Origin of the sequence: Agrobacterium tumefaciens (assembly GCF_031801495.1) — a bacterium.
GTDB lineage: Bacteria > Pseudomonadota > Alphaproteobacteria > Rhizobiales > Rhizobiaceae > Agrobacterium > Agrobacterium tumefaciens_K.
This window is the reverse complement of sequence record NZ_JAOEGC010000002.1, coordinates 2,492,411-2,510,470: the sequence shown is the minus strand read 5'-3', so window position 1 is coordinate 2,510,470 and position 18,060 is coordinate 2,492,411. Positions and strand designations below refer to the sequence as shown.

20 protein-coding genes are annotated in these 18,060 nt (G+C 58.5%); 12 read left to right on the top strand and 8 right to left on the bottom strand.

Annotated elements, in window-relative coordinates; all coding sequences use genetic code 11:
• Positions 1–79: 79 nt before the first annotated feature.
• The 3 genes from typA (at position 80) to ppa (ending at position 3,307) form a co-directional block, all read left to right on the top strand.
• Positions 80–1,900: a translational GTPase TypA gene (gene typA, locus N7578_RS21500; protein WP_311112244.1), complete on the top strand. Its 1,821-nt coding sequence runs from the start codon at positions 80–82 to the stop codon at positions 1,898–1,900.
• A gap of 198 nt (positions 1,901–2,098) precedes the next feature.
• Positions 2,099–2,605: a GNAT family N-acetyltransferase gene (locus N7578_RS21495; RefSeq protein WP_311112243.1), complete on the top strand. Its 507-nt coding sequence runs from the start codon at positions 2,099–2,101 to the stop codon at positions 2,603–2,605.
• Between the two features lie 168 nt (positions 2,606–2,773).
• Positions 2,774–3,307 carry an inorganic diphosphatase gene (gene ppa, locus N7578_RS21490; protein ID WP_311112242.1) on the top strand — a complete coding sequence of 178 codons (534 nt, stop codon included), beginning with the start codon at positions 2,774–2,776 and terminating at the stop codon, positions 3,305–3,307.
• Between the two features lie 100 nt (positions 3,308–3,407).
• Here ppa and N7578_RS21485 read toward each other — a convergent pair whose 3' ends face one another.
• Positions 3,408–3,698 (bottom strand): YggT family protein, encoded by a 291-nt coding sequence (locus N7578_RS21485; protein ID WP_311112241.1) that lies wholly within the window; start codon positions 3,696–3,698, stop codon positions 3,408–3,410.
• A 135-nt stretch (positions 3,699–3,833) separates the two neighbouring features.
• Between N7578_RS21485 and N7578_RS21480 the strand changes: the two genes are divergently transcribed.
• A complete protein-coding gene (locus tag N7578_RS21480; protein ID WP_311112240.1) occupies positions 3,834–5,069 on the top strand; it encodes an MFS transporter in 1,236 nt (411 codons plus the stop codon).
• Positions 5,070–5,096: 27 nt separating this feature from the next.
• Here N7578_RS21480 and N7578_RS21475 read toward each other — a convergent pair whose 3' ends face one another.
• The 6 genes from N7578_RS21475 to hemC form a co-directional block, all read right to left on the bottom strand.
• Positions 5,097–5,828 (bottom strand): glutamine amidotransferase, encoded by a 732-nt coding sequence (locus N7578_RS21475; RefSeq protein ID WP_311112239.1) that lies wholly within the window; start codon positions 5,826–5,828, stop codon positions 5,097–5,099.
• On the bottom strand, positions 5,818–6,306 hold the full coding sequence (locus tag N7578_RS21470) for a TerB family tellurite resistance protein (protein ID WP_311112238.1): 489 nt from the start codon (positions 6,304–6,306) through the stop codon (positions 5,818–5,820). Before N7578_RS21470 ends, N7578_RS21475 begins: the two co-directional genes overlap by 11 nt.
• Positions 6,307–6,322: 16 nt before the next feature.
• On the bottom strand, positions 6,323–7,939 hold the full coding sequence (locus N7578_RS21465) for a heme biosynthesis protein HemY (RefSeq protein ID WP_311112237.1): 1,617 nt from the start codon (positions 7,937–7,939) through the stop codon (positions 6,323–6,325).
• 4 nt (positions 7,940–7,943) lie between these two features.
• Entirely contained in the window at positions 7,944–9,299 is a 1,356-nt protein-coding gene (locus N7578_RS21460) for a mitofilin family membrane protein (protein ID WP_311112236.1), read from the bottom strand.
• Between the two features lie 73 nt (positions 9,300–9,372).
• Positions 9,373–10,113, bottom strand: coding sequence for a uroporphyrinogen-III synthase (locus N7578_RS21455; RefSeq protein ID WP_311112235.1), 741 nt, complete (start codon positions 10,111–10,113; stop codon positions 9,373–9,375).
• Positions 10,114–10,117: 4 nt separating this feature from the next.
• A complete protein-coding gene (gene hemC / locus N7578_RS21450; RefSeq protein WP_311112234.1) occupies positions 10,118–11,047 on the bottom strand; it encodes a hydroxymethylbilane synthase in 930 nt (309 codons plus the stop codon).
• A gap of 71 nt (positions 11,048–11,118) precedes the next feature.
• Between hemC and tsaD the strand changes: the two genes are divergently transcribed.
• The 5 genes from tsaD (at position 11,119) to N7578_RS21425 (ending at position 14,683) form a co-directional block, all read left to right on the top strand.
• The gene (gene tsaD, locus N7578_RS21445; RefSeq protein ID WP_311112233.1) at positions 11,119–12,216 is read left to right on the top strand and encodes a tRNA (adenosine(37)-N6)-threonylcarbamoyltransferase complex transferase subunit TsaD; all 1,098 of its coding nucleotides are present in this window, start codon (positions 11,119–11,121) and stop codon (positions 12,214–12,216) included.
• Positions 12,216–13,199 (top strand): NAD(P)H-dependent glycerol-3-phosphate dehydrogenase, encoded by a 984-nt coding sequence (locus N7578_RS21440; protein WP_311112232.1) that lies wholly within the window; start codon positions 12,216–12,218, stop codon positions 13,197–13,199. The genes tsaD and N7578_RS21440 overlap by 1 nt, the downstream gene beginning before the upstream one ends.
• An 85-nt stretch (positions 13,200–13,284) precedes the next feature.
• Positions 13,285–13,578 carry a YciI-like protein gene (locus tag N7578_RS21435; protein WP_003516711.1) on the top strand — a complete coding sequence of 98 codons (294 nt, stop codon included), beginning with the start codon at positions 13,285–13,287 and terminating at the stop codon, positions 13,576–13,578.
• Positions 13,579–13,584: 6 nt separating this feature from the next.
• The gene (locus N7578_RS21430) at positions 13,585–14,028 is read left to right on the top strand and encodes an EVE domain-containing protein (protein ID WP_311112231.1); all 444 of its coding nucleotides are present in this window, start codon (positions 13,585–13,587) and stop codon (positions 14,026–14,028) included.
• Positions 14,029–14,038: 10 nt separating this feature from the next.
• Complete coding sequence (locus N7578_RS21425; protein WP_311112230.1) at positions 14,039–14,683, top strand: methyltransferase; 645 nt, start codon at positions 14,039–14,041, stop codon at positions 14,681–14,683.
• 60 nt (positions 14,684–14,743) lie between these two features.
• Here the strand turns inward: N7578_RS21425 and N7578_RS21420 are convergent, their stop codons facing one another.
• Positions 14,744–15,112 (bottom strand): hypothetical protein, encoded by a 369-nt coding sequence (locus N7578_RS21420; protein WP_311112229.1) that lies wholly within the window; start codon positions 15,110–15,112, stop codon positions 14,744–14,746.
• 307 nt (positions 15,113–15,419) lie between these two features.
• On the opposite strand from N7578_RS21420, the gene sdhC reads away from it, so the two are divergent.
• The 3 genes from sdhC to sdhA are packed head-to-tail and all read left to right on the top strand — an operon-like array spanning position 15,420 to position 18,057.
• The gene (gene sdhC / locus N7578_RS21415; RefSeq protein WP_311112228.1) at positions 15,420–15,812 is read left to right on the top strand and encodes a succinate dehydrogenase, cytochrome b556 subunit; all 393 of its coding nucleotides are present in this window, start codon (positions 15,420–15,422) and stop codon (positions 15,810–15,812) included.
• A 12-nt stretch (positions 15,813–15,824) separates the two neighbouring features.
• Positions 15,825–16,205 carry a succinate dehydrogenase, hydrophobic membrane anchor protein gene (gene sdhD / locus N7578_RS21410; protein WP_311112227.1) on the top strand — a complete coding sequence of 127 codons (381 nt, stop codon included), beginning with the start codon at positions 15,825–15,827 and terminating at the stop codon, positions 16,203–16,205.
• 7 nt (positions 16,206–16,212) lie between these two features.
• A complete protein-coding gene (gene sdhA, locus N7578_RS21405; protein WP_311112226.1) occupies positions 16,213–18,057 on the top strand; it encodes a succinate dehydrogenase flavoprotein subunit in 1,845 nt (614 codons plus the stop codon).
• Positions 18,058–18,060: the final 3 nt, after the last annotated feature.

Sequence of the window (18,060 nt, the reverse complement as noted above, 5' to 3'; positions counted from 1 at the left end):
CAAAAAAAAGGTTATGAGCGCGCCAAACTAAATTGGCGCATCCCATACGATTAGCGCCCCAACCTCAGAGATTTATCATATGGCCCTTCGCAACATCGCGATTATCGCGCACGTTGACCATGGAAAAACGACGCTCGTTGACGAGCTTCTGAAGCAGTCCGGCTCCTTCCGCGACAACCAGCGCGTTGCAGAGCGCGTGATGGACTCGAACGACCTCGAAAAAGAACGCGGCATTACCATTCTTGCCAAGGCGACTTCGGTGGAGTGGAAGGGTGTTCGTATCAACATCGTCGACACCCCTGGCCACGCCGACTTCGGTGGTGAAGTCGAGCGTATCCTCTCGATGGTGGACGGTGCAATCGTTCTGGTCGACTCGTCTGAAGGCCCGATGCCGCAGACGAAGTTCGTGGTTTCCAAGGCTCTCAAGGTCGGTCTCAAACCTATCGTCGCGATCAATAAGATCGACCGCCCGGATGGCCGCCATGAAGAAGTCATCAACGAAGTTTTTGATCTTTTCGCAAATCTGGATGCGACCGACGAACAGCTCGACTTCCCGATCCTCTATGGTTCGGGCCGCGATGGCTGGATGAACGTCAACCCGGAAGGCCCGAAGGATGAAGGTCTTGCACCGCTGCTCGACCTGGTTCTTAAGCACGTTCCCGAGCCTAAGGTTGAAGAGGGTCCGTTCCGTCTGATCGGTACGATCCTCGAAGCCAACCCCTTCCTCGGCCGTATCATCACTGGCCGTATCGCTTCGGGCTCGATCAAGCCGAACCAGGCTGTGAAGGTTCTCGGTCAGGACGGCAAGACCGTTGAAACCGGCCGTATCTCCAAGATTCTCGCTTTCCGTGGTATCGAACGTACTGCCATCGATGAAGCTCATGCGGGCGACATCGTTGCTATTGCTGGTCTTTCCAAGGGCACGGTTGCTGACACGTTCTGTGATCCTTCCGTTAACGAAGCGATGAAGGCACAGCCTATTGACCCGCCAACCGTTACGATGTCGTTCATCGTTAACGACAGCCCGCTGGCTGGCACCGAAGGTGACAAGGTAACGAGCCGCGTTATCCGGGACCGTCTGTTCAAGGAAGCCGAAGGCAACGTTGCGCTGAAGATCGAAGAAGCCGAAGGCAAGGATTCGTTCTTCGTTTCCGGTCGTGGCGAATTGCAGCTTGCTGTTCTGATCGAAACCATGCGTCGTGAAGGCTTCGAACTTGCTGTTTCGCGTCCTCGCGTTGTGATGCAGAAGGATGAGAACGGCCAGACCATCGAGCCAATCGAAGAAGTCGTTATCGACGTTGATGAAGAGCATTCCGGCGTTGTCGTTCAGAAGATGTCTGAGCGTAAGGCCGAAATGACCGAACTGCGTCCTTCCGGCGGTAACCGCGTTCGTCTGAAGTTCCTTGCTCCGACGCGTGGTCTCATCGGCTACCAGTCCGAACTGCTGACCGATACCCGCGGTACGGCGATCATGAACCGTCTGTTCCATGATTACCAGCCATACAAGGGTCCGATTGCCGGTCGTGTTAACGGCGTTCTGCTGTCGAACGGTTCGGGTGAAGCTGTTGCTTACGCCATGTTCAACCTTGAAGATCGCGGTCCGATGATTATCGAGCCCGGCGAAAAGGTCTATGCTGGCATGATTATCGGCATTCATACGCGTGACAACGATCTCGAAGTGAACGTGCTGAAGGGCAAGCAGCTCACCAACATCCGCGCTGCTGGCAAGGATGAAGCCGTCAAGCTGACGCCGCCAATCCGCATGACGCTTGACCGCGCTCTCTCTTGGATTCAAGACGACGAGCTGATGGAAGTGACGCCGAAGTCGATCCGTCTGCGCAAGATGTTCCTCGATGCCAACGACCGTAAGCGTTTCGAGAAGGCAAAACTTGCCGTCTAATCGCCTATAGCGACTGATCTTGAAAACCCGGCCCTGGTGCCGGGTTTTTTATTTGGGGATGAGTCGAAAGCGGCTTGTGCTAAAGGTTAAGGATGCGTTAATTTTTTCTGGTCGTCCACATGAATAGGCTGTGGGTAAGCTTGGTGCCGTTAACCTTTATGGCTGGCAAGTTTCCGCGGTCGGGGCCAGAATCGCGTTATGAAAACGTTATCCATAGATGTTCGCCGTGCCGAAGCGCATGATGCGCGCGCCATTTCCGAGGCGCACCGTCTGTCGTGGCAACAGGCTTATGCGGGGCTGATCCCGCACAAGCCGTTGACGCAGATGCTCGAGCGCCGTGGCGAACTATGGTGGAAGAAGGCGACCCGCGGGTCTGCGACCATGCTCGTCGTTGAGGTAGCCGGGGTGGTTGCCGGTTATGCAACGCTTGGCCTCAGCCGCGCACGTGGCCTCCCGCATGACGGTGAGGTCTACGAGCTTTATCTCCGCCCCGAGTATCAGGGTATCGGTCTCGGTTCCCTGCTGTTCACGGAGGCGCGCAGGCTGCTGACGTCGCTTGGCTGCCAGGGTATCGTCGTCTGGTGCCTTGAGGACAGTGACGTGGCGAGCCGCTTTTTCCGTTCGCACGGCGGACGGGACATCGCAGAAGGCATGGAAGACTTCGGCGGTACTTCATTGCGCAAGATCGGGTTCGTCTGGAACTGAGCTTACCGGTCGTTCGCCGGTTCAGCGCCCGTCGCATTTTCAAAATTCGTGGATAACCCGCTGGCGAAGGGTGAGGCATTCTGCCCGATCCTTTTAAAGCCATGTTGCAATGCCATGACTTTCCCATTATCGAAAACCGAACCCAACCCGTCGAAATGAGGGAAGCGAATGCGTATTGATGCAATCTCCGTAGGCAAGAATCCGCCGGAAGACGTGAATGTTATTGTGGAAGTGCCGGTTGGCGGTCAGCCGATCAAGTACGAGATGGACAAGGACGCCGGCGCGCTGATCGTTGATCGTTTCCTCTACACACCAATGACTTATCCGGGTAACTACGGTTTCGTGCCGCACACCCTGTCCGATGACGGTGATCCGATCGACGTTCTCATCTGCAACACGCGTCCGCTCGTTCCGGGCTGCGTCATCAACGTCCGTCCGATCGGCGTGATGATCATGGAAGACGATGGCGGCAAGGATGAGAAGATCATTGCCGTTCCGGTTCCGAAACTGACGCGCCGCTACGACAAGATCGAGAACTATACCGATCTGCCGGAAATCACCCTGAAGCAGATCGAGCATTTCTTTGAACATTACAAGGATCTAGAGCCCGGCAAGTGGGTGAAGATCGGCGGCTGGCAGAACGTAGATGTTGCCAAGAAGCTGATCGTCGAAGCTATCGAGCGCTACAACTCGCAGGGCTGATTTAAAGCAGATCTCTTGCACGTGTTAAAAATCCTCCGGGTCGGTATCGATCCGGAGGATTTTCTTATTCAGGTGTTTGCTGACTGAATGATTACGCTGGTCAGGCAACCATCGGATACAGCGTGTTCCACATGAAGGAACGAATGAAGAAGATGAGCAGCAGCAGGATCACGGGTGAAATATCGATACCGCCCAGATTGGGGAGGATGCGTCGGATAGGGCGCAGAACCGGTTCCGTGACGTTGTGGAGGAAGCTGCCGATCGCATTCACGAACTGATTTCGGGAATTGATGACGTTAAAGGCATAAAGCCAGGAAAAAATAGCACTGGCAATCAGCACCCACGTATAGAGGTTCAAGGCCAGATCGATGGTCTGAAACAGGGCAAGCATCAATATCTCCGTGTCTTTGTTGAAAGACATTTAGACATTGGCGCGGGAACCGGCAAGTGTTGCCCAAACAGCGCTGGCGATTCTTGTCATATCCTTCTATGGGAAGGTCCTAAATTTATCGCGAGCGTTTAGCCGATGTCACTGATTTCTGCCGAAAATCGTTTCGGCGCATTCCGGCATAGTTCCTACCGTCGTTTTTTCACGGCCCGGTTTTTTGCGGCCTTTGCGTTTCAGATCGTCAGTGTCTCCGTGGGCTGGCAGATGTATGAAGTGACGGGAAACGCCTTCTATCTCGGCCTGATCGGTCTTTTTCAGTTCCTGCCGTCATTGCTGCTGATCCTTGTCACCGGCACGGTTGCAGACAGGCATAACCGGCGGCTCATCATGGCCATCGGGTTCATCGTCGCGGCAGCATGTGCCGCTGCATTGCTCGGATTGACGCTGACGCATACCTTTTCGCCGTGGCCGGTCTTTGCCATTCTGGTGGTGATCGGCATCGAACGCGCTTTCATGGGACCGGCGGTCCAGTCGCTTGGACCCAATCTGGTCCCGGTGGAAGACCTGCCGAATGCGGTGGCATGGAATTCGTCTTCATGGCAGATGGCGTCCATTCTCGGGCCGGTCGTTGGCGGTCTGCTTTATGGTGTGGGTGCGTCACTTGCCTATAGCGTGGCGTTCTGCCTGTTTGCGCTGGCTGCGGTTCTTGCCTTCATCATCCGAAAGCCGGAGCAGCGCAGCCCTGCGAAGGCGGTCAGCCTCGAGAGCATGCTTGCCGGCTTCCGCTTCATTGCTCAGGAGAAGGTGGTTCTCGGTGCGATCTCGCTTGATCTGTTTGCGGTGCTGCTTGGTGGCGCGGTGGCACTCATGCCGATTTTTGCCAAGGAAGTGCTGACGCTCGGGCCGTGGGGTCTCGGTCTTCTGCGTGCTGCACCGGGCATCGGTGCGATTGTCGTTGCCGTCATCCTCGCATTCAAACCGATCCGCCATCATGCGGGTCTGATGATGTTCGTAGGCGTAGGGCTTTTCGGTATCTCTACGGTTGTGTTCGGTCTTTCCCAGACCGCATGGATTTCTATTGCGGCGCTGGTCGTGATGGGAGCGTCGGACATGGTGTCGGTTTACGTTCGTGAGACGTTGATCGCGCTTTGGACGCCGGATGAGGTGCGCGGACGTGTCAACGCCGTCAATTCTGTCTTCGTGGGTGCTTCGAACGAGTTGGGCGAGTTTCGTGCCGGGACGATGGCGCATGTGATCGGCGCCGTGCCTGCGGTCGTTATCGGTGGTGCGGGTACGCTTGCTGTTGCGGTGATATGGGCGCTCGGCTTTTCCAAGTTGCGCAAGATCGACAGTCTGGAACTTCCGGACAAATAGGGTCATGCGTTTCGTGGCCGAACCGCGTCAGCGTTGTGGCTTTCCCTCGAAAACGAGATCCAGGAAGTTGCCGAGCCATGCCCTGAGCGGCGTGTCAAACAGCATCCGCCCTTCCAGATGCTGGCTGCCGACCTGTGCGTTGGGCATGCCGAAGCGCTGTGCACCGCGCACCACCCAGCTGTGCATCATGGCGCGCGTCAGTTCCGCGTGGAACTGTAGCCCCCAGGCATTTTTTCCGTAGCGGTAAGCCTGATTGGGGTAGGCGTCACCGGCGGCCAGCAATTCAGCCCCGCGCGGCAGGTCGAAGCCTTCCTTGTGGAAATGGTAGACCATTTTCGGCCAATGCGGCATCAGCAGGCGACCGTGTTCTGTGGGATGCAGAGGATACCAGCCGATCTCGACCTTGCCCTCACGATCCGCCTCGACCTTTCCGCCGAGATGTTTTGATAGCATCTGCGCCCCGAGACAGATGCCAAGAAAGGGCTTGTTCTCCTTCAATGGCACCTTCAGCCAGTTTATTTCGGTCCTGACATAGTCATGCGCATCATTGGCGCTCTGCGGTCCACCGAAAATGATGGCGCCTGCGTGTTTTTCCAGCGTGTCCGGCAGATCGTCGCCGAGCGCGGGGCGACGGATATCCAGCCTGTAGCCCTTTTCGACCAGAATTTGCCCGACCCGTCCGGGCGTGGAGCGCTCCTGATGCAGAATGATAAGGATCGATGGTTGTCTGGCCTGTTGCCTGGATGGGTCAAACAGCATCTTTGTCGTTTTCGCTTTCTTCAGCGGACAGGGAGCGTTTTGCTGCCTGTTGACGTTGCAGCACCCTGTCGCGGACAGAAACCCCCATCAGATCGGCGACGCGCCAGATCACGTGGTCTTCCATTTCGCTTCGTTCACCGTCAGCGTAGACAATATCCCAGAGGATGCCAATAAGCTCGACGCGCTGGTCTTCCCCGAGGTGACGGCGGATATCGGTGGTGAAGCGGTAGTAGTCGACGGCTTCCTTGCCCGCTTCCTGACCTGCCGCCAGAAGAGCATCCAGTTTGTCCGAATTCAGATGGTAATAATCCTGAAGAATTTCGCGAAGGCGATCACGCTCGGTTTTTGACACCGTGCCGTCGGCTTCCATCACCTGAAAACACAGGGCAGCGACCGCCACTCTCAAATCGTCCGGGCTGAAATCATCCGTATGCTGGCCAACGAGAGTTTGAAAAAACGACTGAATACGGTTGAGCATATGTGTCCTTGTGCTCTCAGAAAAGTTTGAGCCGGGTCTTGGCGTCCGGTTCGCTGTCAGGCTTTTTCACACCGGGATCATCCGGTGCGCCGCCAAAGAAGGGAACAGGCTCCTTGTCATCAGCCACGGGTACAGGTGGTGAGGCGGAGGCTGCTGTTTTCTGCTTCGGTGTGGCTACGGGCGCTGCTGTTTTGATCTCGATAGGCTCAGGCCTGGTCGCGGTCGTCACGCCATCATCCTTATGGGGCTGTGCACTTTCGACAACGATCTTGGGGGCGGGTTCCGATTTGGCCGGAACGGCTGCAAGCGCGTTATCGATGCTGACGTCTTCCACCGGTCCTTCAAGCTGCCCGAAAGGCGCTTTCCATTCGAACGCATCCAGACGGCCGGTCACGGGTGAGACGGGCAGCCATTTTTCCGAGACTATGCCATCGGCGACCCATGCGGGATCACGCGGAGCGCGCAGACCCTGCGCCATCCAGTAACGCACACGGCCCTGATCGCCGGTTTCCGCTTCCTCGATATCGGCCATCAGCAGGAAGATGCTTTCGCGCGGTTCGATACGGGCGGCAGCTTCAGCCTTGGTCCGCGCCTTGGCGAATTCCTTGGCGTCGAGCGCGGCCTGCGCCACGGCAAACAGCGATTCGATATTGTTCGGTTTCAGGCTTTCCAGCCGTTCGGCGCGTTTAAGGCGGTCGATTGCGGTGTCGCCACTGCGCGCCCGCACATAAAGCTCGGCGATCTGCGGGTGAGGGCTGCTTTTCCAGACAGGTTCCAGAACGGATGCAGCCTTGCGCAGATTGTCTTCGCGCAGATAGGACTTCGCAGCGATGAGAGCGGCGGGAACCAGCGTCTTCGCCAGCTTGAGCGCCTGCTTGGCATCGTCTCGGGCCCCAACCGGGTCGCTTTCCAGCTTTTCGCCAGCCTTGGCCGTCAGGAGAACAGCTTTCAGGCGCTCCGCCTCGCCGCGTTCGATAACGCCGGCGGCCTTCTGCTGATCGAGAAGGCGGATTGCGTCGTCCCACTGGTTGTTGCGACAACGGTTTTCCAGCGTGGCCTGTGCGGCCCAAGGCAGGTACGGCGCCTTTTCGGCGGCATCTTCGGCATATTGCAATGCCGCTTCATGGGCGCCCTGACGGCGCGCCTCGATATAGAGGCCACGAAGGCCGAGTTCGCGGGTTTCAGGATCCTGCGCCATTGCCTCGAACTTGCGGCGGGCAGCATCGTAGCGTCCTTCGATGAGGTCCGCCTGCGCTTCCAGCAGGTGAATGAGCGGTTCCTGATCGGCGCTGAGCAATCCTTGCGTCCGTGCGGTCATCTTGCGGGCCAGCAGCGCGTTTCCGGCGCCCGCCGCAATCAACCCGGTGGAGAGAGCCTGATAACCACGGTCCCGCTTGCGAGCCCGGAAATAACGGCGCGCCGCATTCGGCGATGTCCAGATGGCGTTGACGATCCACCAGACGAGCATGGTGACGGCCACCAGTGCCGCCACCATGGAGGCCGCGACCATGAGGCTCATTTCGATGAGTTGGCCCTGCCACACGATCGACAGCACGCCGGGCCTGTCCGCCAGCCAGGAGAAACCGAAACCGAGGGCCAGAACGATGGCAACGAAAGTCAGAATTCTGGTCATGCCGTTACCCCTGCTTGCCGGTGCTGCCAATGGCGCGGCTCAGCGTATCACCCACCAGATTCTCCACATTGATGCGCGCATCCAGAGATTTTTTGTAATCGGCGGATACGGTTTTGGCGGCATCGGGCAGGGCATCCCATTCCAGCGCAGCACCCTGGAGATCGCCGTTGCGGAGTTTGTTTTCCATGCGAGCAATCACGGCTTCCGGCGTTTCACCCTCGATATTGCCCACGGGGCGCACCTTGACGAGCGAGAGGGCGCTTTCCGTCAGGCGTTCCACGATACCCTGACTGGGGTCCGGCTGATGGATGGCCGACAACATTGCATTGGCGACGTCGGGGAAGTTGCGCAGCAGTTCCGCGCGGGAGGGTACGCCGGTCGTCGCGAAGGACCTCAGGGAGGCGATGGCGGGATCGTCCGGCGTTACTTTCGAGAGGGTATCGAGTTCCGTGAGGAACGGACCGCCGCGATCGATGGCGGCTTTCAGCGCGGCCGATGCGATGGCGCGGGCGACCTCTACATCGTCGCGCGGTTCATTCAGCTTGGCCTCCACCTCGCTGAGCCGGCGCGTCAGATCCTCGGTTGCCGTGCCTTGCGAAGCTGTCTGCGATTGCAGGGCTGCTTCCAGCGTTGCAATCCGTTCGGCAAGGGCAGACGTCTCGGCACTGCCACCGTTGCCGCCTTCAAGAGCTGCGATGCGCTGCTCAAGTGCTGAGGTGTCGGCTGTGGCCTGCGGTGTGTTTTCAATCTGTTGGCGCAGGCTTGTGACCTGTGCCTGAAGCGCATTCAACTCTTCGGATGCGCCGCTGTTTGCGGAAAAAGGTGGCAAATAACCGGCATATTGCATGCTGCCCGCCGCCAGAAGCGCGACAAGCCCGCCAACGATGCCTGCAGCAATCAGACCGGAGTTACCCTGGCGGTTTGCTTCTTCTTTTTTCGGTGTCGGTCCAGAGCTACTGAAACTTTTCGTCTCGGGGGATGGCCTGGCAGTCTGCGCTTTCGGCGGTTCGGACTTTGTCTGGTCCGGCTTGGGGGCAGATGCGGCCGCAGGTTTGGGAGCGGTGTCCGGTTTTGCGGTTTCTGCTTTCGGTTCCTCGGTCTTGGCGACGTTGGGCTGCGGCTCTATCGGGGTTCTGACGGGTTGATCCCAGATCGGTTTCGGGTTTTCCGATGCGACACTATCCTTGCCCGCGCTCTCAACAGGTGCCGTTTTCTGTGCGTCGTCCGGTGTGGCGGAGGCGGGAGCCTCCGGGTTCGGTTGGCTTTCCTTACCGATTTCCGTCACATCCTTTGCCTCCAGATCAATCGTGACTGGCTCGGCTTTGGACTTGGAGTGGCGTGGCGGCTTTCCCGATACCATGACAACCTCATTTCTGCCTGCAATAGTCTAAACCTAGTCAGTGATGGCGGCAAAGGAAAGAGGCGAGAGGGAATTAGGTTCCGGCGATCTGCTGCAGTATTGCGAACATTGCCGCATCGCTTGCCGCTTCGGGTGTGCTGGCCTGGGCGCTAAAAACCTCAGGAATATGAGCGCTGACATTTGCGCTCATGCATATGAAGCGCGTTTTCTTCAAGGCTGTCACGTAGGGCGCTTTTGTCGCGCTGCGAAAAAAGGCTCGCGCTGCCTCAGCGGAATAGAGCAAAACAGCATCCGCCGTTTCTGAGAGAAGTGCTTTTTCCCAGATACGAGGCTGAAAATCGCCTTCTCGCATCTCGTAGCATTCGGCCACCGTGAAAGCGATCGAGGCGGATGCAAGCCCGGCTTCGAATGCTGATGCCCGCGGCGTTCCGGCGAGATAGAGCAGAGGTGCATCCGCAGACAATAGAGCGCGATTTTCCGCGACCACTACCGCCAAAGATTTTCCGTCACCCGAAGCGGTGAAGACATTGTGAAACCCAGCCTGTTTCGCTGCTTTTGCGGTTGCCTCGCCAACAGCAAAAAGCGGCTTCGCGAAAAAAGGATCGACCGTTTTGCCGAGCGGTTTCAGCGCCCGGATCGCTTCAGCGCTTGTCACAGCGATGGCGGATGCGGGCGTTTTGAGAGCCGCGCTCGCCACATCACCGTGGTGGATGGGATAAAACAGGGGCAGAAGCACCGGATCGTGGCCGAGTGTCCTCAGCTTTGCCGCCGTCTTCTCGGCGGATCGTTCCGGCCGGGTGATGACGACCCTCATCGGTTCAGGACCACCCTTCGAAGAAGCTCGTGCCCGCCCGTGCACGGACGTCTTCACCGGCCTTGCGGCCCAGCGATGCGGCATCCGCACATTTACCGGATATTTCGACGCTGTGGCTCGTCTGTCCATCCGGCGTCAGGATAAGTCCCGAAAAATGCAGTTCATCGCCATCGCAAACGGCGTAACCGGCGATTGGCGTGCGACATGACCCATCGAGTACCGACAGGAAAGCACGTTCGCACGAAACAGCGTCGTAAGTGGGACCGTGATTGACGGCGGCCAGCAGATCGTCGACCCGGCCATCGCCGATGCGGCTTTCGATACCGATCGCGCCTTGCGCCGGAGCGGGGAGGAAATCCTTTATTTCCAGCACTTCCGTCGGAACGTCTGCCATGTCGAGGCGCTTCAGACCGGCAAAGGCCAGCAATGTTGCATCTGCCAGACCGTCTTCCAGCTTACGCAAACGTGTTGCCACAGCCCCCCGAAACAGAATCACGTTGAGGTCGGGCCTCAACCGGCGGATCAGCGCCTGTCGGCGCAGCGACGCCGAACCGACCGTTGCGCCGTGCGGCAACTCGATCAACTTCGGCGCGGCCCGGCCGATGAAGGCGTCACGTACATCTTCGCGCGGCAGAAAGGCGGAAAGATGCAGGCCTTCCGGCAGTTTCGTCGCCATGTCCTTGGAAGAATGCACGGCAAAATCAAGTTCGCCTGACAGAAGCTTCGTTTCCAGTTCCTCGGTAAACAAACCTTTGCCGCCAACCTCAGAGAGCGCGCGATCCGCGATGCGGTCGCCCTTGGTGGTGATGGGCACTATCTCGAACATGTCGGGTGCAATACCATGTGCGGCGGCGAGGCGGTCTCGCGTTTCATAAGCCTGCGCCAATGCCAGAGGGCTACCGCGTGTGCCGATTCGGAAAGGTTTTGTTTGCATCCGCGTCTATCCATTGTTACCGGGTGTTTCCGTACCTAAGTTTCCCTTTGACCGCAATCAACGAACCACTGATGACCTCCTTTCTTCGTATCCTCGGCATTGAGACAAGTTGTGACGAAACCGCCGCTTCCGTGGTGGTTCGCCATGCCGACGGGCGTGGAGAGATCATCTCCGATGTCGTTTTGTCGCAGCTTGAGGAGCACAGCGCCTATGGTGGCGTTGTGCCGGAAATCGCGGCACGCGCTCACGTCGAGGCGCTGGACACGCTGGTCGAGGAAGCGCTTGCTGAGGCAGGTGTCTCGCTTGCAGATATCGATGCCATCGCCGCCACCTCTGGGCCCGGTCTTATCGGTGGCCTGATCGTCGGCCTGATGACCGGCAAGGCAATCGCGAAAGCGGCGGGCAAGCCGCTTTATGCCATCAATCATCTCGAAGGCCATGCGCTGACGGCGCGGCTGACGGATGGACTGTCTTTCCCCTATCTGATGTTGCTGGTGTCCGGGGGACATACGCAGCTCGTGCTGGTGCGCGGCGTTGGACAATACGAGCGCTGGGGAACGACCATCGACGATGCGCTTGGCGAGGCCTTCGACAAGACGGCGAAGCTTCTCGGTCTGCCGTATCCCGGCGGGCCTGCGGTGGAAAAAGCGGCAGCGACAGGAAATCCGGATCGCTTTGCGTTGCCACGTCCCATGGTGGGCGAAACCCGGCTCGATTTCTCCTTCTCCGGCCTAAAAACGGCCGTACGGCAGGCAGCGACAGCGATTGCGCCACTGTCGGATCAGGATATCGCGGATATCTGTGCATCCTTCCAGAAGGCCGTGTCCCGCACCCTGAAAGATCGCATCGGCCGTGGGCTTGCGCGGTTCCGGGAAGAGTTTCCCGATATCGACGGTGAACCGGCGCTGGTCGTGGCCGGTGGCGTGGCCGCCAATCAGGAAATCCGCAGCACCTTGCAGTCTCTGTGCGACACCTACAAATTCCGTTTCATTGCGCCGCCGCACCGGCTTTGCACCGACAATGCCGCGATGATCGCCTGGGCCGGTCTGGAACGTATGGCTGATGGCCGTGAACCGGATTCGCTAGATACCCAGCCGCGTTCTCGCTGGCCGCTCGACGCCAACGCGGAAACACTGATCGGTTTCGGCAAAAGAGGAGCCAAGGCCTGATGCAGCGTGAAAAAATCGTCGTCATCGGCGCAGGTGCTTTCGGAACCGCGCTTGCTGTGGTGATCGCTCTCGAAAACCGTCACGATGTCACGCTGCTTGGCCGCGATCCGGCGCTGATGGCCGATCTTCTGTCGGACAGGGTTCATGAGGCTGTCTTGCCCGGCATCAACCTGCCGGATGCTCTGGCGTTTTCTGCCGAAGAAAGCGTTCTTGCCGATGCCGGAATCGTGCTTTTTGCCATGCCATCGCAGGCGCATGCAGATGCTGCCCGGCACTACGGTCCTTATCTCGCCAAGGATTCTGTCATCGTTACCTGTGCCAAGGGTATCGACCGTGGCTCTGGCCGGCTTTTGACGCAGCTTCTCGAGGCCGAGTTGCCGCACCATCCGGTCGCGGTGCTTTCCGGTCCGGGCTTCGCGGCCGATATCGCCCGCGGACTGCCAACCGCGATGGCGATCGCTGCCGAAGACATGGCCGTGGCTGAAAGGCTGGCGTCGACGATCAGTGGCAGGACGTTCCGCCTGTATGCATCGGATGACCGGATCGGCGTACAGCTCGGCGGAGCTTTGAAGAATGTTCTGGCCATTGCGGCGGGGATCGTGGAAGGCGCGGGGCTTGGCGATTCCGCCCGTGCGGCCCTGATCTCCCGCGGACTTGCCGAAATGTCGCGCCTTGTGGTCGCCATGGGCGGCAAGGCGGATACGGTGCGCGGCCTTTCAGGGCTGGGTGATCTGGTTCTCACGGCGACGAGCCATCAATCGCGAAACCTTCGCTTCGGTATCGCGCTTGGACATGGGGAAGGCCGGGATGTCTCCGGCGGTCTGGTGGAGGGAGCGTTTGCGGCAGCCGTGGCTGCCCGCCTTGCCGGGCATTACGCGGTCGACATGCCGGTGACGGAGGCCGTAGCCGCGATTATCGACGGCAATCTCGATGTGGCAAATGCCATGCAACAATTGATGACACGGCCGATCACCACCGAATGAGGTTGGCTTCTGAATAGCTTTTACGCATGTCCTGGTCCCAAGCCGCTGAGACTTTTGGGAGACATGCTCTAACGAGGAGACGAGAATGCTGTTTGCTTTTATCTGCAAGGACAAGCCCGGCCACCTGAACGTGCGCATGGACACGCGCCCGGCGCATCTGGAACACCTCAACAAGCTGAATGCCGAAGGCACGCTGAAGATCGCCGGACCGTTCCTAGATGCCGAGGGCAAACCAAACGGCAGCCTGGTCATTGTCGAAGCTGCCGATATCGATGCCGCCAAGGCGCTGGCCGATGCCGATCCCTATGCCAAGGCTGGCCTGTTCGAAAGCGTTGACGTCAAGCCCTACAACTGGGTCTTCAACAATCCGGGAGCGTAATTGGCTATGGCGAATTACTGGCTTTTCAAGTCCGAGCCTTTTACCTGGTCGTGGGATCAGCAGAAGGCCAAGGGTGAAGCGGGCGAGGAGTGGACCGGCGTTCGCAACTATCAGGCGCGCAACAACATGCGCGCCATGAAGATCGGCGACAAGGGTTTCTTCTATCACTCCAACGAAGGGCTTGAAGTCGTCGGCATCGTCGAGGTCTGCGAACTGTCGCGGCCGGATTCGACTGCCGAAGGCGATGCCCGCTGGGATTGCGTGCATATCAAGGCCGTGCGCGATGTGCCGAAGCCCGTCTCGCTGAAGGACGTCAAGGCGAACCCGAAACTCGCCGAGATGTCGCTCGTCACCTCGATGCGGCTTTCCGTGCAGCCGGTGACGGAGGAGGAATATTTCGAGGTGTGCCGTATGGCCAGCCTCGATAATCCACCTCTTTCGCCTGCATGATCCATACAGCGTGAAGACCGATCCCCAACGCTTCATTCTCGACAATACCGGCATCATGCATCCGCCGCATGTGCCGGAGTTGCACCTTCATCTGGCAACGGAAGCTCACGATCTGTGGCTGAAGACGGAGGAGGAGCTTGAAGAGATCGGTTTGCCGCCGCCTTTCTGGGCGTTCGCCTGGGCGGGCGGGCAGGGGCTTGCTCGTTATGTTCTCGATCACCCTGAGAGTGTCCGTGGCAAGCGCGTGCTCGATTTTGCCAGCGGCTCGGGTATGGTCGCCATCGCTGCTGCCATGGCCGGAGCTATGAGCGTACAGGCGGTCGATATCGATCCCTGGGCGGGAACGGCGGTTGCGCTCAATGCGGCGCTCAATGGCGTAGAAATAGACTTTACCGGACTTGATCTTGTCGGCCGGGAGATTGACGCCGAGGTGCTTCTGGCCGGGGATGTGTTCTATGATCGCGCCTTTGCCGATCTTCTGGTGCCTTGGTTTCGGTATCTGACGAAAAGGGGCGTTACGGTCTTTGTTGGCGATCCGGGGCGGGCCTATCTGCCAAAGGATCGGCTTGCTGCAGAGGCGACATACCAGGTGCCGGTGACACGGGCTCTTGAAGACAGCGAAATCAAAAAAACGACTGTATGGCGGTTTCTCTGATCCGCTGCGGGAAAGGCTTCAAGCCCGTGCCGGACACGTGACGGACGATTTGTCCCGGCTTTACGGGCGGATGACGCAGACGCCATGCTCATAGGTGCACGCAGCATTGGCCGTTGCGGAATTCACCTTGATTATTTTTGCCTTCGGTGCCGGCTGCAGCGCTGTCCGCGTCGTTCCGTTTCCGACAGCCAATCCGCCGCTGATGGCAAAGTAGTTGCCGTTGCCGCGAATTCTCAAGGCTGCGATGCCGCCGCTATACGTGCCGCCGGGAAGCGTAGACGGTAGACCGTCGGTGGAAAAACTGGTCTGCTGCTGGTGGTGCCGATAATAATGGCGATGGCCAAAATTCTCTGCTGACGCCGGAGGCACGGATGCTAAAACAAGGCTTGCCGAGGCAAGGGCCAAAGCGGCGATTCGACGCTGTAACATGATCCTTTTTCTCCGGTTTTTTCAGTTAACAAAACGTAAATTACAGCATTTTTGATTTACGTAAAGGTCAAAAATTTCGCACTGCGCATCTTGGAAACGCTCGACTTTTTATTTTGCGACACTTTTTTTCGAAAAATCGTCCGTCACAATCGATTAAATTCGAATCGACGCTGAAATTTGCTTGTCGTGATGTTCCCATGCGATTAAACGTCGCGGTTGGTGCAATGCACATTCTTTCGTCATGTGCTGTTGCTTGGGGGCGTTCGCTTTGTGTTGCGGGCGCACGGGAAAACGCCGCGAGGTTCTGATGGCGAACATGACAAATAACCGGCCTTTGTCGCCGCATCTTCAAATTTACAAGCCGATTCCGACGATGGTTGCATCCATCGTGCACCGTATTACCGGCGGAGCGCTCTATTTCGGCACGCTGCTGGTTGCTTGGTGGCTGATCGCCATTGCAAGCGGTGAAGTCTATTATGACTGGGTCAACTGGGCGATGGGTACAGTCATCGGTAAGCTGATCCTCATCGGCTACACCTGGGCACTGGTTCATCACTTGCTCGGCGGTCTGCGCCATTTCATGTGGGATCTAGGGCACGGCTTCGACAAGCACTTCACGACAAAGCTCGCCAAGGCATCGTGGGTGGCATCGATCTGTCTGACCGCGCTGATCTGGGTTGTCGCCCTGATCGTGCGCTGAGGAGAACTATTCATGGATATGCGTACACCTCTCGGTAAGGTTCGCGGTCTTGGCTCTGCCAAGGAAGGAACAGAGCACTTCTGGCGCCAGCGCGTGACGGCGGTTGCAAACGTTCCCCTGCTGATCTTCTTCGTGATCTTCCTGATCAGATATGCTGGTGCGCCTTATGCGGACGTCGCGGCAGCGCTGTCGAACCCGCTGGTTGCGGTCATCATGGGTCTCGTGCTCGTTTCCGGCCTCATTCACATGAAGCTCGGCATGCAGGTCATCATCGAAGACTACATTCACGCCGAGATCCCGAAGCTCGTTCTTCTGATGCTCAATACGTTTTTCGCGATTCTCGTTGGCGGCCTCTGCATCTTCGCCATTCTGAAAATCGCATTCGCAGGATAATCCGGTCATGGCAGCTCCAAGCTCTCCTTCACAGAATGGCAAGGCCTATACCTATGTCGATCACTCCTATGACGTGATTGTCGTGGGTGCGGGTGGCGCCGGCCTTCGCGCGACGCTCGGCATGGCCGAACAGGGTTTCCGCACGGCCTGCATCACCAAGGTTTTCCCGACCCGCTCGCATACGGTCGCGGCACAGGGTGGTATCGCCGCCTCGCTGACAAACATGACGCCCGACTGTTGGCAGTGGCACCTTTACGACACCGTGAAGGGCTCCGACTGGCTCGGCGACGTGGATGCGATGCAGTACCTCGCCATGGAAGCGCCGAAGGCGGTCTATGAACTCGAGCATTACGGCGTTCCCTTCTCGCGTAACGCCGAAGGCAAGATCTACCAGCGCCCGTTTGGTGGCCACATGCAGAACTACGGCGAAGGCCCTCCGGTACAGCGCACCTGTGCTGCCGCCGACCGTACCGGCCACGCCATCCTGCACACGCTTTACGGCCAGTCGCTGCGCAACAACGCCGAATTCTTCATCGAGTATTTCGCGCTCGACCTCATCATGTCGGACGATGGCAGCCGCTGCACCGGCGTCGTCGCCTGGAACCTCGATGACGGCACGATCCATCGCTTTGCGGCCAAGATGGTCGTTCTGGCGACCGGCGGTTATGGCCGCGCCTACTTCTCCGCGACCTCGGCGCATACCTGCACGGGCGACGGCGGCGGCATGATCGCACGCGCCGGTCTTCCGCTTCAGGACATGGAATTCGTTCAATTCCATCCGACCGGCATCTACGGTGCAGGCTGCCTGATTACCGAAGGCGCACGCGGTGAGGGCGGATATCTCGTCAACTCCGAAGGCGAGCGCTTCATGGAGCGTTACGCGCCTTCGGCCAAGGATCTTGCCTCGCGTGACGTCGTTTCCCGCTGCATGACCATGGAAATCCGCGAAGGCCGTGGCGTTGGCAAGAACAAGGACCACATTTTCCTGCATCTGGATCACCTTGATCCGGCAATCCTGCACGAGCGTCTTCCGGGTATTTCGGAGAGCGCCAAGATCTTTGCAGGCGTGGATGTAACACGCGAGCCTATCCCGGTTCTGCCGACCGTTCACTACAACATGGGCGGCATTCCGACCAACTACTGGGGCGAAGTGCTTAACGCCGACAGCTCCAATCCGGAACGCGTCATTCCCGGCCTGATGGCTGTTGGTGAAGCCGGTTGCGCATCCGTTCACGGTGCAAACCGTCTCGGTTCCAACTCGCTGATCGACCTTGTGGTGTTCGGACGTGCTGCGGCAATCCGTGCCGCAGAGGTTATCGACCGCGCCGAGCCTGTCCCGGCACTGAACGTTGCTGCCTGCGACAAGATCATGGAGCGCTTCGACAGCCTGCGTTACGCCAACGGCGCAACGCCGACCGCCGTGCTTCGCGACAAGATGCAGCGCGCGATGCAGGACGATGCAGCCGTGTTCCGTACACAGGAATCGCTTGAAAGCGGTTGCCGCCGTCTTTCCGCGATCTGGAAGGAACTGCCGGACGTCAAGGTTACCGACCGTTCGATGGTCTGGAATTCCGATCTGGTCGAAACGCTTGAGTTGCATAACCTGATGGCCAACGCCATCACTACGGTCTACGGGGCGGAAGCCCGCAAGGAAAGCCGTGGTTCTCACGCCCGTGAGGATTTCGTGGACGGCCCGTTTGCCGGTCGCGACGACGTCAACTGGCGCAAGCACACTCTCGCCTGGGTCAGCCCCGAAGGCGACGTGAAGCTAGACTACCGCCCTGTTCATACCGAACTGATCGCCGAGGGGATCGATCCTTACAAGATCGCGCCCAAGGCGCGCGTCTACTGATTG